Origin of the sequence: Micromonospora arida (genome assembly GCF_003857035.1) — a bacterium.
In the GTDB taxonomy this organism is placed as follows: Bacteria; Actinomycetota; Actinomycetes; order Mycobacteriales; family Micromonosporaceae; genus Micromonospora; species Micromonospora arida.
The window spans coordinates 37357-50645 of sequence record NZ_QGSY01000213.1 but is presented as its reverse complement, the minus strand read 5'-3'; the positions used below and the strand labels follow the sequence as shown (position 1 = coordinate 50645).

Sequence of the window (13289 nt, the reverse complement as noted above, 5' to 3'; positions counted from 1 at the left end):
GCCTCAGGGGGTGGGGGTGGGGAAGAGGCGGGCGTGCAAAGCCGCAGGGTCGGTCACCTCGGGTAGGCCACGGGCGGCGAGCCAGGCTGCGGCGGCGGCACCGTCTCCGGCGGTACGCAGTGGCGCTTCCGGCCAGTGTCGCGCGATCTCGGCCCGGACGGCGGCGGCCAGTGGGGTGTCCGCGGTGAGCAGGCCGCCGCCGAGCACGATCGGTGTCACAGCCCCGGCGGGGCGGATGCGGGTCACGCTCTCGGTGAGGTGCCCGGCCGCGTCGGTGATCAGTTCGGTGGCGACCGGGTCGCCGTGGGTGGCGGCGTCGACGACCAGCGGCGCGAGCCGGGCCAGGTCGATGGGGGGTCGACGGGTCACCGCCTGGATGGTGGCGTCGACGGTGTCCCGGGGGCGGGCGGCGATGTCGGCGCTGCCCAGAATGTCGGTGAGCACGGTCGTGGTCAGTGCGCCGAGCCCGCGGCCGGTGTCGAGGTCGGCGAGCAGCCGGCGCACGGCTTCCCGACCGAGCCAGAAGCCCGAGCCGGCGTCGCCGAGCAGCCAACCGTGGCCGTCGGCGACCCGGTCGAGCCGCAGCTCGTGGACCTGGGCGGTGATCGCCCCGGTGCCGGCGATGAGGATGGTTCCGTCCGGGGCGGCGGTGCCGGAGGCGTACGCGACCAGGGCGTCGCCGTGCACCTCGTACGGGCAGCGCAGGCCGGCGTCGTGCCAGGCCTGGTCGAAGGCGGCCCGTCCGGCCGGGTCGGCGAGCAGCCGGCCCGCTCCGGCGAGACCGATGGTGCCGGCGGCGACCCGGGTCGGGTCGAGGTCGGCGAGCGCCTCGCGGAGCGAGGTCAGCAGTTCGGCGGCGGCGCGTTCGGCGCCGTGACTGGTGGGGTTGCCGCCGCCGGCTCGGCCGGTGCCGACGCGTTGCCCGGTGAGGGTGAGGACGGTCGCCCGGGTGGACGTACCGCCGACATCGAGACCCACCACCACGGTGTCGGACATCGGCACGGTCTCCTTGCGCGGAACGGCGATCTGGCTTGTTCATGCTGGTCGGCGGGGTCGTGCGGGGCAAGTTGTGGCCGGCGTGAGGGGCTGTGCGCCAGGTAACAGTTTGAAAACTTCGCCCACGGTCTTGACATAGACGGTCGTTCAGTAAGAAATTTTACCACTAACAGTTAAGAGTCCTTTGAAAATGTGAGGCGTCGATGGTTGATCATGAGGTGGACACCGCTGCGGGGACCGCGGTGGTCGACGCCGATGCGATCGACCGGCGGAACGCCCTCGGATCAACCTCCGACGGGGTGCTGGCCAGGGTCCGCAACGGGCTCGGCGAGTTGACCGGTGCCCTGCACCGCGTCGCCGAGCACGTGCTCAGCGACCCGGAGGCCGCCGCCCGCTCGACCATCGTCGAGCTGGCCGAGCGCAGTGGCACCTCGCCGGCGACCATCACCCGTTTCTGCCGGGCGATGGGCTTCGAGGGGTACGCCGACCTGCGACTGGGCATCGCCTCCGAGACCGGCCGGGCCCGCTCGGCCGGTTGGACCGTCGACATCGGACGGGAGATCCAGCCGAGCGACCCGCTCGCCCGGGTGCTCGACCAGATCATGGCCGCCGACACCCGGGCCATGCACGACACCGCCACCCTGCTCGACCTCAGCGAGGTGGAGCGGGCCGCGGTGGCGATCGCCGGCGCCAGCAGGGTGAACATCTTCGGTGCCAGCGGCAGCGCCCTGGTCGGTGAGGAGATGCAGTTCAGCCTGCACCGCATCGGTGTGGCGGCGTGGGCGTGGAACGACGTGCACGAGGGGCTGGCCAGCGCCGCGCTGCTGCGCGCCGGAGACGTGGCGCTCGGGATCTCGCACACCGGGCAGACCCGGGAGACGATCGAGATGCTCGCCGAGGCGGGCAGCCGGGGCGCCACCACGCTCGCGCTCACCGGCTTCCCCCGCTCCCCGTTGGCCGAGCTGGCCGACATCGTGCTGCTCACGGCCAGCCAGGCCACCACCTTCCGGCCGGACGCGCTCTCTGCCCGGCACCCCCAACTGGTGGTGCTCGACCTGCTCTACATCGCCGTCGCCCAACGCACGCACGACCGCGCGCACGCGGCCTTCCGGCGGACGGCGCAGGCCGTCGACGGGCACAAGGCAGCGAAAGGGGCCGGCTCGTGATCAGCGCCCAGGGGTACGCGGACGCCGTCCGCCCGGTGCTCGACCGGCTGCTCGACTCGGAGGCCGACGGGATCACCCGGGCCGCCGACCTGATCGCCGACAGCCTGCGCGACGGCGGCGTGCTCCAGGCGTTCGGCGCCGGGCACTCGGAGGCGTTCGCCGCCGAGTTGGTCGCCCGGGCCGGCGGGCTGGTCCCCACCAACCGGCTCTCGGTACGGGACCTGGTGATGCACGGTGACGCCCCGCGTGACGTGCTCGCCGACCCCAAGCTGGAACGTGATCCCTCCATCGCCCACCAGATCTACGCGCTCGCGGCCCCCCAGCCGCGCGACGTGTTCGTGGTGGCGTCCCAATCCGGCATCAACGGCTCGGTGGTCGAGCTGGCGGCGCTGGTCACCGAGCGCGGTCACCCGTTGATCGCGGTCACCTCGGTCGAGCACACCGCGCGGGTCGCCCCACGGCACCCGTCCGGGCACCGGCTCGCCGACCTCGCCGACGTCGTGCTGGACAACGGCGCGCCGTACGGCGATGCACTGCTGCCGCTCGAGGGCGGCGGCGCGGTCTGTGCGGTCTCCTCGGTCACCACCGCGCTGCTGGCGCAGTTGCTGACCGCCGAGGTCGTACGACGGTTCCACCAGGCCGGAGAGGTGCCCCCTATCTACCTCTCCGCCAACGTCCCCGGCGGGGACGAGCACAACCTCGCCCTCGAGTCGCGGTACGCCGGACGTCTCCGGCGTACCGCATGACCCGAATTTCACAAGGAGAGACGACGATGTCGATTACCCCCGAACACCCGGCCGCACTCGACCGTCGCACGGTGCTGCGTCGCGCCGCCGCCGTGGGCATGCTCGCCACTCCGGCCATCGGCCTGCTCGGCGCCTGCGCCACCAGCGGCAGCGACGGCGACAACGAGCAGGTCGCCGGCGGCACCAAGAGCGAGAAGAACCCGCTGGGCGTCAAGGAGGACGCCGCGATCGAGGTGGTCATCTTCAACGGTGGCTACGGCGAGAAGTACGCCACCGACGTGCACGAGCCGCTGTACAAGAAGGCGTTCCCCAAGGCGGAGGTCAAGCACCAGGCCACCCAGGCCGTCTCCACCGTGCTCCAGCCGCGGTTCGCCTCCGGTAACCCGCCGGAGTTCGTGAACAACTCGGGCGAGAAGCTGATGGACTTCGGCGCGCTCGTGGCCGACGGGCAGCTCCAGGACCTCACCGAGCTGTGGGACGCGCCGTCGGTCGACGACCCGAGCAAGAAGGTCCGCGACACGGTGGTGCCGGGCACCATCGAGGCGGGCTCGTTCAACGGCAAGCCGTTCGTCCTGTACTACGTCTCCACGGTCTTCGGCATCTGGTACTCGGCGAAGCTGTTCAAGGACAACGGCTGGGCGCCGGCGAAGAACTGGGACGAGTTCATCACCCTGCTCACGGCCATCAAGGCCAAGGGCATCACCCCGTACGGCTACGCCGGTGCGAACGCGGCCTACTACCAGTGGAACGTGATCCTCACCCACGCCGCCAAGATCGGCGGCACGGACGTGCTGAAGAACATCGACAACCTGGAGGACGGCGCCTGGCAGCAGGACGCCGTGAAGCAGGCGGCCACCGCATGGGCCGAGGTTGGGGCGAAGTTCAGCGACAAGAGCTTCGAGGGCCTCAAGCACACCGACGTGCAGCTGCGGCAGAACCAGTACAAGGTTGCCCTGTACCCCAGCGGTGACTGGCTGGAGGGCGAGCAGAAGAAGGACACCCCGGCCGGCTTCGACTACCAGCTCATGCCGGTGCCGAGCATGTCCGCGTCGGACAAGCTGCCGGCCACCGCGCTGCGCGCCACCGCCGGTGAGGGCTACTTTGTCTCGGCGAAGAGCAAGAACCCCAAGGGCGGGCTGGAGTACATGCGTCAGATGCTCTCGACGGCGGGCGCGAAGGGCTTCACCGAGGTGGTCAAGGCCCCGACCGTGGTCACCGCCGGCTCGGAGGGCTTCTCCTTCCCGCCCGGTGTGGCCAGCTCGCAGGCCGCGCTCAAGGCGGCCGGTCAGGACGTGTTCAACCTGTACTTCGACGGTTGGTACAAGGAGCTCGACACGGAGGCGCGCACCGCCACCAACGAGCTGATGTTCGGCCGGATCAACGCGGACGCCTTCGTGGAGCGGATCCAGAAGCGCGCCGACGCCATCAAGAAGGACAGCTCCGTCACCAAGTTCAAGCGCTGATCGATCGGAGCTAGGGTCATGCGGCACGGCAAGTATCCATTCGTGATCGGGTTCCTGTTCGCCCCGGTCGCGCTGTACGTGACTTTCGTGATCTGGCCGTACGCGCAGGCGTTCCAGATCTCGATGACCAACTGGCGGGGGCTGTCGGCCCCGCAGTGGGTGGGCTTCGACAACTACCGGAGGTTGCTCGACGACGGGGCCTTCTGGAAAGCGGTCCAGCACCACGGCGTACTGCTGCTTGCCCTGCCGCTGATCACCATTGCCATCGCCCTGTTCTTCGCCTTCCTGCTCAACGTGGGCGGCAAGAGCAGCGGTGGTCAACGCCAGGGGGTCTGGGGGGCGAAGTTCTACCGGGTGGTGTTCTTCTTCCCCCAGGTCCTGGCGGTGGCCATCATCGCGGTGTTGTTCCAGATGGTGTACCGGCCGAACGAGTCCGGCCTGATCAACGGCGTGTTGATGAAGTTCGGCCTCGAGCCGATCCTCTTCCTGGTCAAGCCGAACCTGGCCCTCTGGTCGATCATCGCGGTGCTGGTCTGGCAGGCGGTCGGCTTCTACGTGGTGCTCTTCTCGGCCGGGATGGCCTCCATCCCCGGTGAGATCTACGAGGCCGCCGAGATGGACGGGGCGACGAAGGTGACCCTGTTCTTCCGGGTCACCCTGCCGCTGCTGTGGGACACCCTCCAGGTGGCCTGGGTGTACCTGGGGATCGCGGCGTTCGACGCGTTCGCCATCGTGGCGGTGCTCTCGGTGGACGGTGGCGGCCCGGACGGCGCCACCACGGTGCTCGCCATGGAGATCTACCGCAACGCGTTCGTCTACTCGAAGTACGGCTACGCCTCGGCGATGGGCGTGGCGCTGTTCTTCCTCACCCTCACGTTCGCGGCGCTGACGCTGCGGCTCACCAAGCGGGAAAGCGTGGAGTACTGATGAATCCGCAGTCGACGCTGCCGCCGACGCCGGCGGCGCTACCGCCGAAGACCGGTGACCCGTCCGCCCCCGCCGGGTCGGGGAGCAAGGGCCCCCGCTCGGAGGTACGGCTATTCGCCGGCCTGGGGCACGTCGCGCTCGCCGTGTGGGCGGTGATCGTGATCGTGCCGATCCTCTGGACCTTCCTCGCCGCGTTCAAGAACACCAGCGAGATCTTCAGCAGCCCGTGGACGCTGCCGGCCGAGCTGCGCTGGGAGAACTTCGGGCGGGCCTGGACCAAGGCGCACGTCGGGCGATACTTCCTCAACAGCGTGATCGTGGTGTCGTGCAGCACGTTCCTCACCATGCTGCTCGGTTCGATGGCCGCGTACGTGCTGGCCCGCTACAAGTTCTGGGGCAACCGGGCGGTCTACTTCCTCTTCGTCTCGGGGTTGGCCTTCCCGGTCTTCCTGGCACTGGTGCCGCTCTTCTTCGTGGTGAAGAACCTGGGTCTGCTGGACACCCACACCGGAGTGGTGCTGGTCTACAGCGCGTACTCGTTGCCGTTCACGGTGTTCTTCCTGGCCGCGTTCTTCAAGACGTTGCCGTCGTCGGTGGCCGAGGCGGGGATGATCGACGGCTGCGGGCACACTCGACTGTTCTTCCAGGTCATGATGCCGATGGCGAAGCCGGGCCTGATCAGCGTGACGATCTTCAACATCATCGGTCAGTGGGCGCAGTACCAGCTCCCGTTGGTGCTGCTCTCCAACGCCAAGGACAAATGGGTCCTCACCCAGGGCATCGCCGACATCTCCGTCAACGCCGGCTACGAGGCGGACTGGTCCGGGCTGTTCGCCGCGCTGACCATCGCCATCCTCCCGATGATCATCGTGTACGCGGTGTTCCAGCGTCAGATCCAGGCCGGCCTCACCTCCGGCGCGGTGAAGTAGGACGCTCAGCGCTCGTCGACGCGGGTGTGCCAGGAGTGCCACAGGGCTGCGTACGCCCCGCCGGCCGCGACCAGCTCGTCGTGGCTGCCGATCTCGGTGATCCGACCGTCGGCGAGCACGGCGACCCGATCGGCGTCGTGCGCGGTGTTGAGCCGGTGCGCGATCGCGATGACGGTCCGCCCGACCAGCACGGCGGCCAGCGCGCGTTCGGTCCGGCGGGCGGTGGACGGATCGAGCGCGGCGGTCGCCTCGTCCAGGATCAGCGTGTGCGGGTCGGCGAGCACCAACCGGGCCAGCGCGAGCTGTTGGGCCTCGGCCGCACCGAGTTGACGGGCCCCGTCGCCGATCTGGGTGTCCAGGTCGTCGGGCAGCTCGGCAAACCACTCGGCGCCCACGGTGAGCAGCGCGGCGCGCATCTGTTCGTCGGAGACGTCGGGCGCGGCGAAGGAGAGGTTGTCGCGTACCGAGCCGATGAAGACGTGGTGCTCCTGGGTGACCAGGGCGATCCGGCGGCGTCGCTCGGCCGGGTCGAGGTCGGTGACCGGGCAGCCGCCGATGCTCACGACGCCGTGCCGCGGCGCGTCGATCCCGGCCAGCAGCCGGGCCAGGGTGGACTTGCCGGCGCCGGACGGGCCGACGACGGCCAGCCGCTCACCGGGCTGCACCTCCAGGTCGATGCCGTGCAGCACGTCCGGCCCGTCGGAGTAGGAGAACCGGGCCCCACGGACGACGAGCCGCTCACCCCGTGACGAGGCGGTCGTGCCGGGTGGTTCCGGCGGGACCATGCCGACGCCGAGCAGCCGCGCGTACGACGCGAAGCCGCGTTGCGCCTGCTCGGTCCACTGCAACAGCCGGTCCATCGGGTCGATCGCCTGTTGCAGGTAGAGCGCGGCGGCGACCACCGCGCCGAGCGACACCATGTCCCGGGAGAACAGGTAGCCACCGACGAGCAGGACCGTGGCGACCGGCAGCGGATAGCTGGCCTCGACGACCGAGAAGAACACGGTACGCAGCGCGAGGGTCGCCCGGCGGGCCCGCCACACCATCGTGACGCGGGTGGTGCCGTGCTTGATCCGGTCGTCGGTCAGCCGCAGCGCCTCCACGGTGCGCGCGCCCTCGGCGGTGGTGGTCAGCGTCTCGGTCAGCTCGGCCGCCGCCGCGCCCTCGGTGAGGTACGCGGAGCTGGCCCGGCGCAGGTACCAGCGGGTCACCGCCACGATCGACGGGAGCCCGGCCAGCGCGGCCAACCCGAGCAGCGGGTGCAGCAGGAAGACCGCCCCGAACAGCAACGTCAACTGCACCGTGGCGATGACGATGGTGGGCACCACGTCCCGCACGGTGGTGCCGACCGTCGACACGTCGACCGAGCTGCGGGTGGCCAGGTCCCCGGAGCCGGCACGCTCGACGACCGAGACGGGAAGCCCGAGGGTCCGGGAGACGAACTCCTCGCGCAGCTCGGCCACGGCCCGTTCGCCGAAGCGGTGGCCGGCGTACTGGGCGTAGCGGGAGAGCAGGGCGCTGACCAGGACGCAGCCGGCGATGGCCAGTGCCAACCGGTCCACAGTGGCCACGCTCGCGCCCGCGGTGACCCGGTCGACGATGGTGCCCAGCAGCCAGGGCGGGGCGAGCCCGGTGACCGCGGCGGCGCTGTGCAGCGCCAGCACGACCCCGACGGCGCGCCGGTGCCGGCTGATCATGTCCCGCAGGGCCCGGCGTACGGTGCGGCGGTCGGCCACCGGCAGTCGGCTCACCGGTACGCCTCCTCGCTGCCGCGGGCCACCAGGTGCCGGTAGGCCGGGTCGTCGTCGAGCAGGTCGGGGTGGCTGCCGGTGGCGGTGATCCGGCCGGCGCTCAGAAGCGCGACCAGGTCGGCCCGGCCGAGCAGCAGCGGCGACGTGGCGATCACCACTGTGGTCCGCCCGGCCCGCGCGGTCCGCAGCCGCTCGGCGATCCGTGCCTCGGTGTGCGCGTCCACCGCCGACGTCGGGTCGACGAGGATCAGCACCTCGGGTTCGCCGCTCAGCGCCCGGGCCAGGCGCAGCCGTTGGCGTTGACCGCCGGAGAGCGTCCGGGCTCGGGCGTCGATCGGGGTGTCCAGCCCGGCGGGCAGGGCGTCGACGACGTCCTGTGCCGAGGCGGTCCGCAGGGCCGCGCCGATCCGTTCGTCGTCGTCGTCGGCCCCGGCGCGCAGGATGTCGCGCAGCGTGCCGGCGAAGAGGTAGGAGTCGTGGTCGGCGACGAGGATCCGCGCGCGGACCTCGTCCAGGGCGACCTCGCGCAGCGGCACGCCGCCCCAGGTGACGTCGCTGGCGACGTACCGGCCGAGCCGGTCGGCCAACGCCACGGCCGCCGCCGGGTCGTCTGCCGCCACCCCGGTCAGCTGGCCGGCGCGCACGGTCAGGCCGGTCAGCGGGTCGTGCAGGTCGGCCGGGCCGACCGGTGCGGCCAGGGCATCCGGCCGGCGTGCCTCGGGCACGGCGCCCGGCCACCGGCGACCCGGGCCACCGACGTCGTCCGGTGTCACGTTGAGCAGATCGGCGATCCGCCGGGCGGCGACCCGACCGCGGATGAGCTGGTGACTGCCCTCCAGCAGAAACCAGACCGGCACGATCAGGGTCGCCACGTAGCCGTAGACGGCGACCAACTCGCCGATCGTGACGTCACCGGTCACCGCCATCCGGGCCGTGAGCCACACCACCGCCGCCAGGAACAACCCGGGGATGGCGACCGTCGCCGCGTCGATCCAGCTGTTGACCGCGCCGACCCGGTAGCCCTCGGCGCGTAGCTCCTGGGACCGGGACGCGTACCGCCGGGCGAACAGGTCCCGGCCGCCCACCCCGGCGAGCACCCGCAGCCCGGCCACGATGTCGCCGGATCGGGCGGTGAGCGCGCCCTGCTGCCGGCGGTAGACCGATTCGACCTGCTCCAGGCGGCGCAGCAGCGGCCCCACGATCAGACCGACGACCGGCACCCCCACCAGCACGCAGAGCGCGAGCATCGGTGAGATCGACCAGAGCACCACGGCGATCACCCCGTACGCGACGACCGCGCCGACGCCCGGCCCGGTCAGCGTCAGCACCTGCGCCGTCCAGTCGATGTCGGACCCCCCGATGGTGGACACCTCGCCCGCCCCGACCCGGCGGGGCAGCACCGCGCCGATGCGGGACAGGTGGCGCAGCAGAACCTCCGCCGAGCGGGCCTTGGCGTCCTCCCGGATGAAGGTCATCGTGCGGTGCCGCATGATGCCCAGGTAGGACAGGGCCACGCCCGCGACGACGATCGCCGCGACCCAGAGCGCCAGGGCCTGGGTGTCGCGTTCGCGCAGCCCGTCGTCGACGGCGCGGGCGATCAGGTAGGGCCGGGCCGAGAGCCCGATCATCCAGGCCGTGCCGATCAGGCTGCCGCGCAGCACCCGCCAGGGTTGGCAGCGGACCAGCCACCAGAGGTAGCGCATCGGACCGCGGGCGTCGGGGGTGCCAGGATCGGGATGCGGGATCTGGGGAGGCACCCGATCACGCTACCGACCACCTCCGACGCCGCACTGACCCGATCATGGTGAGGTGCGCCTCCGTTTGTGTCGGAGGGGAGAGGCAGAATCACGTTCGTGCTGGTGGCGGTGGTGTCCGACGAGCGGGGTGGGGGAGTGCTGTGCCCGCTGGACGTCACCGGGCGGCCGACCGGGCCGCCTGAGGTCGTCACCGATCTGGTCGCCGCGGTCGCCGCCCGCGAGGCCGCCGAGCACCCGCGCTGGGTCTGGTCGACCGCCACGGCGGTCTACCCGTCGCTGCTGCGCGCCGGCGTCCGGGTCGATCGCTGTCACGACGTGGAGTTGACCGAGGCGTTGCTGCTCGGGCACGCGGGCCGCTGGGGTGAGCCCCGCTCGCTGGCCGCCGCCTGGGCACGGCTGACCGGCGCGGCGGTGCCGCCCGACCCGCCGCCGCGCGCCGCCGCACCGCCCGGGCACGGGCAGGGCGCGCTCTTCGACACCCTGCCCGGTCCGCCGGGCCCGGGCATCGAGGCACTGACCCAGGTGTACGCCGACCAGCTCACCCGCGTCGCCGCGACCGAGCACCCCGGCCGGTTCCGGTTGCTGGTGGCCGCCGAGTCGGCCGGCGCGCTGATCGCGGCGGAGATGGGCGTCGCCGGGCTGCCCTGGCGTGCCGACGTGCACAACGAGATCCTGCACGAGCTGCTCGGCGAGGCGTCCCCGGTCGGTGGTCCGCCACGCCGACTCGCCGAGCTGGCCGCCCGGATCGCCGACGCTCTCGGCGTACGCGGCCTGCACACGGACTCCCCGGCGGAGCTGCTGAAGGCGTTCGCCCGGGTCGGGGTGGAGCTGCCCAACACCCGGGCCTGGGTGCTGCGCGGGGTGGACCATCCGGCGGTGCCGCTGGTGCTGGAATACAAGGAGCTCTACCGGATCTGGACGGCGCACGGCTGGGCCTGGCTCGATCAGTGGGTGCGGGGCGGCCGGTTCCAACCGGAGTACGTGCCGGCTGGCGTCGTCTCCGGCCGGTGGGCCACCCGGGGTGGTGGCGCGTTGCAGATCCCCAAGGTGATCCGGCGGGCGGTGGTGGCCGATCCGGGTTGGCGGTTGGTGGTCGCCGACGCCGGTCAGTTGGAGCCCCGGGTGTTGGCCGCGGTCTCCGACGACGCGCGGTTGGCGGCCGCGGGCGGTGCCGGCGACCTCTACGCGGCCCTGGCCCGGGACTCGTTCGGCGGCGACCGGGCCAAGGCCAAGGTGGCACTGCTCGGCGCGATGTACGGGCAGACCGGCGGGGCCGCGGTGCCCGCGTTGGCGGTGCTGAAGCGCAGCTACCCGACGGCGTTCGGTTACGTCGAGGCTGCGGCGCGTACCGGTGAGAACGGTGGGCTGGTGCGGTCGTGGCTGGGGCGGACGTGTCCGCCCGGCTCGGCGGGGTTCGGTGATCTCGACGACGAGCCCTCCGATCCGGAGGGGGCGGGTGACCCGCACAGTCCGCGGGCGCGGGCCGCCCGGTCCCGGGGGCGCTTCACCCGCAACTTCGTCATCCAGGCCACGGCGGCGGAGTGGGCCTCCACGTTGCTGGCCACACTGCGGACGGAGTTGTCCGGCACCGACGCCGAGCTGGTCTTCTTCCAGCACGACGAGGTGGTCGTGCACGCACCGGCCGATCAGGCGGAGGCGGTCGCCGAGGCTGTCAACCGTTGCGGCGAGCGCGCCTCCGCGCTGCTCTTCGGCGCGACGCCGGTCCGGTTCCCCCTGGACCTGTCCATCGTCGACTGTTACGCCGACGCGGCCTGACCCCTGCTCTCACCGTGATCAAGTGATGAAAAGTAGGTTCCAGGAGCGCTCCTGACCTACTTTTCATCACTTGATCAACGACTCCCGGCAGGGGGTGGCGGCGACGGTGCGGGGGCGCTGCCACGGTCCGGTGTATAACGGTTGCACTATTTCTCCTTTACGCCCCGCCACCCGCGAGCGGCCGCCCTCGTTGCAAGGTCCGTAGGAGGGGGTGGATCGGACACGGTCCATCCCGTGCTGGAGGGGGCGCAGCTGAACCGGATCGCAGGAATGATCATCGCCGCAGGCGGGGGACGACGGATCGGTGGTCCCGAGGCGCTGCTGCACCAGGGAGACAAGCCCCTGGTCAATCAGATGATCGACACGATGACCGAGGCGGGCTGCGAGCAGATCGTGGTCGTGCTGGGTGCCGCCGCTGAGCAGGTCCGGGAGACCGCCGACCTGGGCAAGGCCACCGTTGTGATCAACAAGGCGTGGGGCACCGGAGTCGGCTCGTCCATCCGGGCCGGCCTGGCCGCCATGGACGACGACGGGATCGAGGCGGTGGTGGTGGTCCCCGTCGACATGCCGGGCCTGACCGCCGTGGCGGTCCGCCGGGTGGCCGCGCTGCCGTACCCGGACGTGCTCGTCTGCGCCACCTACGACGGGTTGCGCGGCTACCCGATGCTCTTCGGCCGCCGGCACTGGCCCGGGATCGCCACCCTCGCCAGCGCCGACGTGGGCGCCCGACCGTACCTGCTGGCGCACAAGGACCAGATCGTCGACATCGCCTGCGATTCGGTGGCCGACGGCAGCCGGATCGACACCCCGGAGCTGATGGAGCTCTACGGGCTCACCGTCCCGCCGCAGCGCGTCGGGGTCTAAGGCGGCCTGAGTATCCGTACGGATGTGCCGGGCCGTCCACTGGCGATACTCGGTGCATGCGTCGACTCACCACCGCCCTGTTGTGCCTGGCCGTGCTCGTCGGCTGCGCCAGGCCGGGCGACGCGCCCGTGCAGGTCGGCCCGGCCGCAGACACCGGTTGGACCACCTACCAGACTGATGTCACGGCCGTCCGGGCCGGCGCGGACCCGCGCTCGCTCGTGCTGACCGTGGCGTTGCTGGGTGACGCGGATGGTTGCTCCCGGAATCCGCGAATCACCTACTTCACCGAGGAGAACAACCGGATCTACGCCAACGTGGTGCAGGATTCGCGCCTGTCCGGGGTGGTTGGGGCCTGCCCCACCCACACGCCGGGCGAGGTGACGTTGACAGCGCCAGGGCCGATTGCCGGCCGGACCGTCGTGCTCAACGAGCAGCCGTGGAAGCCCGACGGTGCGGGGTACCAGCGCTGCGACCCGACTTTCGGTTGCGGTCCGATGCCGAAGGACCACTGTGACCAGGCGTGGGTGAGCGTCGTGGTCCGCGGCATGGACGTGTCCCGGCACTCGACCGGATCAGTCGAGGGCTGCGACGGCACCTGGCTGGTCATGACGGTGCCGTTCGATCCGGTGCCCTGCGGTGCCGAGCCGCGGCCCGGCTGCGACGCGTCGGTCAACGTGCGCCGCTATTTTCTGCGGTGGGCCGGCCAGGGCGGCTGGGAGACGATCGCCAACTCGACGGAGGCCGGCTGCGGACCTGTCCGCACCACCGAGCCGGCCTTCCCCAGGAAGCTCTGCGCCCACCTGCCCAGGCCGTGATCGGCGAAAGCACCTTCCCGACGGTTCCGGGTCGAGCCGACGGCCCAGGAGGCGTTGCGTCGCGCTTCCCGGAATGCCTGATGCCTGTGAGTCATCAGG

11 protein-coding genes are annotated in these 13289 nt (G+C 71.4%); 8 read left to right on the top strand and 3 right to left on the bottom strand.

Going from position 1 to position 13289, the window contains the following annotated elements; translation table 11 throughout:
- Positions 1–3 precede the first annotated feature (3 nt).
- On the bottom strand, positions 4–996 hold the full coding sequence (locus DLJ58_RS20500) for an N-acetylglucosamine kinase (RefSeq protein WP_124858634.1): 993 nt from the start codon (positions 994–996) through the stop codon (positions 4–6).
- Positions 997–1199: 203 nt separating this feature from the next.
- Here DLJ58_RS20500 and DLJ58_RS20495 point away from each other — a divergent pair, with 203 nt between their 5' ends.
- The 5 genes from DLJ58_RS20495 to DLJ58_RS20475 are packed head-to-tail and all read left to right on the top strand — an operon-like array spanning position 1200 to position 6227.
- Positions 1200–2162, top strand: a complete 963-nt coding sequence (locus tag DLJ58_RS20495; protein WP_124858633.1) for a MurR/RpiR family transcriptional regulator — start codon at positions 1200–1202, stop codon at positions 2160–2162.
- A complete protein-coding gene (locus DLJ58_RS20490; protein ID WP_091403970.1) occupies positions 2159–2908 on the top strand; it encodes a sugar isomerase domain-containing protein in 750 nt (249 codons plus the stop codon). The genes DLJ58_RS20495 and DLJ58_RS20490 overlap by 4 nt, the downstream gene beginning before the upstream one ends.
- Before the next feature lie 26 nt (positions 2909–2934).
- Positions 2935–4371: an N-acetylglucosamine/diacetylchitobiose ABC transporter substrate-binding protein gene (ngcE, locus tag DLJ58_RS20485; protein ID WP_124858632.1), complete on the top strand. Its 1437-nt coding sequence runs from the start codon at positions 2935–2937 to the stop codon at positions 4369–4371.
- Between the two features lie 18 nt (positions 4372–4389).
- On the top strand, positions 4390–5298 hold the full coding sequence (locus tag DLJ58_RS20480; RefSeq protein WP_124858631.1) for a carbohydrate ABC transporter permease: 909 nt from the start codon (positions 4390–4392) through the stop codon (positions 5296–5298).
- A complete protein-coding gene (locus tag DLJ58_RS20475) occupies positions 5298–6227 on the top strand; it encodes a carbohydrate ABC transporter permease (RefSeq protein WP_124858630.1) in 930 nt (309 codons plus the stop codon). The genes DLJ58_RS20480 and DLJ58_RS20475 overlap by 1 nt, the downstream gene beginning before the upstream one ends.
- A 5-nt stretch (positions 6228–6232) precedes the next feature.
- On the opposite strand, the gene DLJ58_RS20470 is transcribed toward DLJ58_RS20475, so the two are convergent.
- Positions 6233–7924 (bottom strand): ABC transporter ATP-binding protein, encoded by a 1692-nt coding sequence (locus DLJ58_RS20470; protein ID WP_244219053.1) that lies wholly within the window; start codon positions 7922–7924, stop codon positions 6233–6235.
- A gap of 50 nt (positions 7925–7974) precedes the next feature.
- Positions 7975–9681: an ABC transporter ATP-binding protein gene (locus DLJ58_RS20465; RefSeq protein WP_244219052.1), complete on the bottom strand. Its 1707-nt coding sequence runs from the start codon at positions 9679–9681 to the stop codon at positions 7975–7977.
- 120 nt (positions 9682–9801) lie between these two features.
- Between DLJ58_RS20465 and DLJ58_RS20460 the strand changes: the two genes are divergently transcribed.
- The 3 genes from DLJ58_RS20460 (at position 9802) to DLJ58_RS20450 (ending at position 13190) form a co-directional block, all read left to right on the top strand.
- Positions 9802–11511 carry a bifunctional 3'-5' exonuclease/DNA polymerase gene (locus tag DLJ58_RS20460; protein WP_124858627.1) on the top strand — a complete coding sequence of 570 codons (1710 nt, stop codon included), beginning with the start codon at positions 9802–9804 and terminating at the stop codon, positions 11509–11511.
- A gap of 270 nt (positions 11512–11781) precedes the next feature.
- Positions 11782–12375, top strand: a complete 594-nt coding sequence (locus DLJ58_RS20455; RefSeq protein ID WP_124858639.1) for a nucleotidyltransferase family protein — start codon at positions 11782–11784, stop codon at positions 12373–12375.
- Between the two features lie 56 nt (positions 12376–12431).
- Positions 12432–13190: a hypothetical protein gene (locus DLJ58_RS20450; protein ID WP_124858626.1), complete on the top strand. Its 759-nt coding sequence runs from the start codon at positions 12432–12434 to the stop codon at positions 13188–13190.
- Positions 13191–13289 lie beyond the last annotated feature (99 nt).

Coding starts and splice junctions, on each gene's coding strand:
- ngcE (WP_124858632.1), top strand. CDS start 2,935: ATGTCGATTACCCCCGAACACCCGGCCGCACTCGACCGTCGCACGGTG.
- DLJ58_RS20470 (WP_244219053.1), bottom strand. CDS start 7,924: ATGATCAGCCGGCACCGGCGCGCCGTCGGGGTCGTGCTGGCGCTGCAC.
- DLJ58_RS20500 (WP_124858634.1), bottom strand. CDS start 996: ATGTCCGACACCGTGGTGGTGGGTCTCGATGTCGGCGGTACGTCCACC.
- DLJ58_RS20455 (WP_124858639.1), top strand. CDS start 11,782: ATGATCATCGCCGCAGGCGGGGGACGACGGATCGGTGGTCCCGAGGCG.
- DLJ58_RS20480 (WP_124858631.1), top strand. CDS start 4,390: ATGCGGCACGGCAAGTATCCATTCGTGATCGGGTTCCTGTTCGCCCCG.
- DLJ58_RS20495 (WP_124858633.1), top strand. CDS start 1,200: ATGGTTGATCATGAGGTGGACACCGCTGCGGGGACCGCGGTGGTCGAC.
- DLJ58_RS20450 (WP_124858626.1), top strand. CDS start 12,432: ATGCGTCGACTCACCACCGCCCTGTTGTGCCTGGCCGTGCTCGTCGGC.
- DLJ58_RS20465 (WP_244219052.1), bottom strand. CDS start 9,681: ATGCGCTACCTCTGGTGGCTGGTCCGCTGCCAACCCTGGCGGGTGCTG.
- DLJ58_RS20475 (WP_124858630.1), top strand. CDS start 5,298: ATGAATCCGCAGTCGACGCTGCCGCCGACGCCGGCGGCGCTACCGCCG.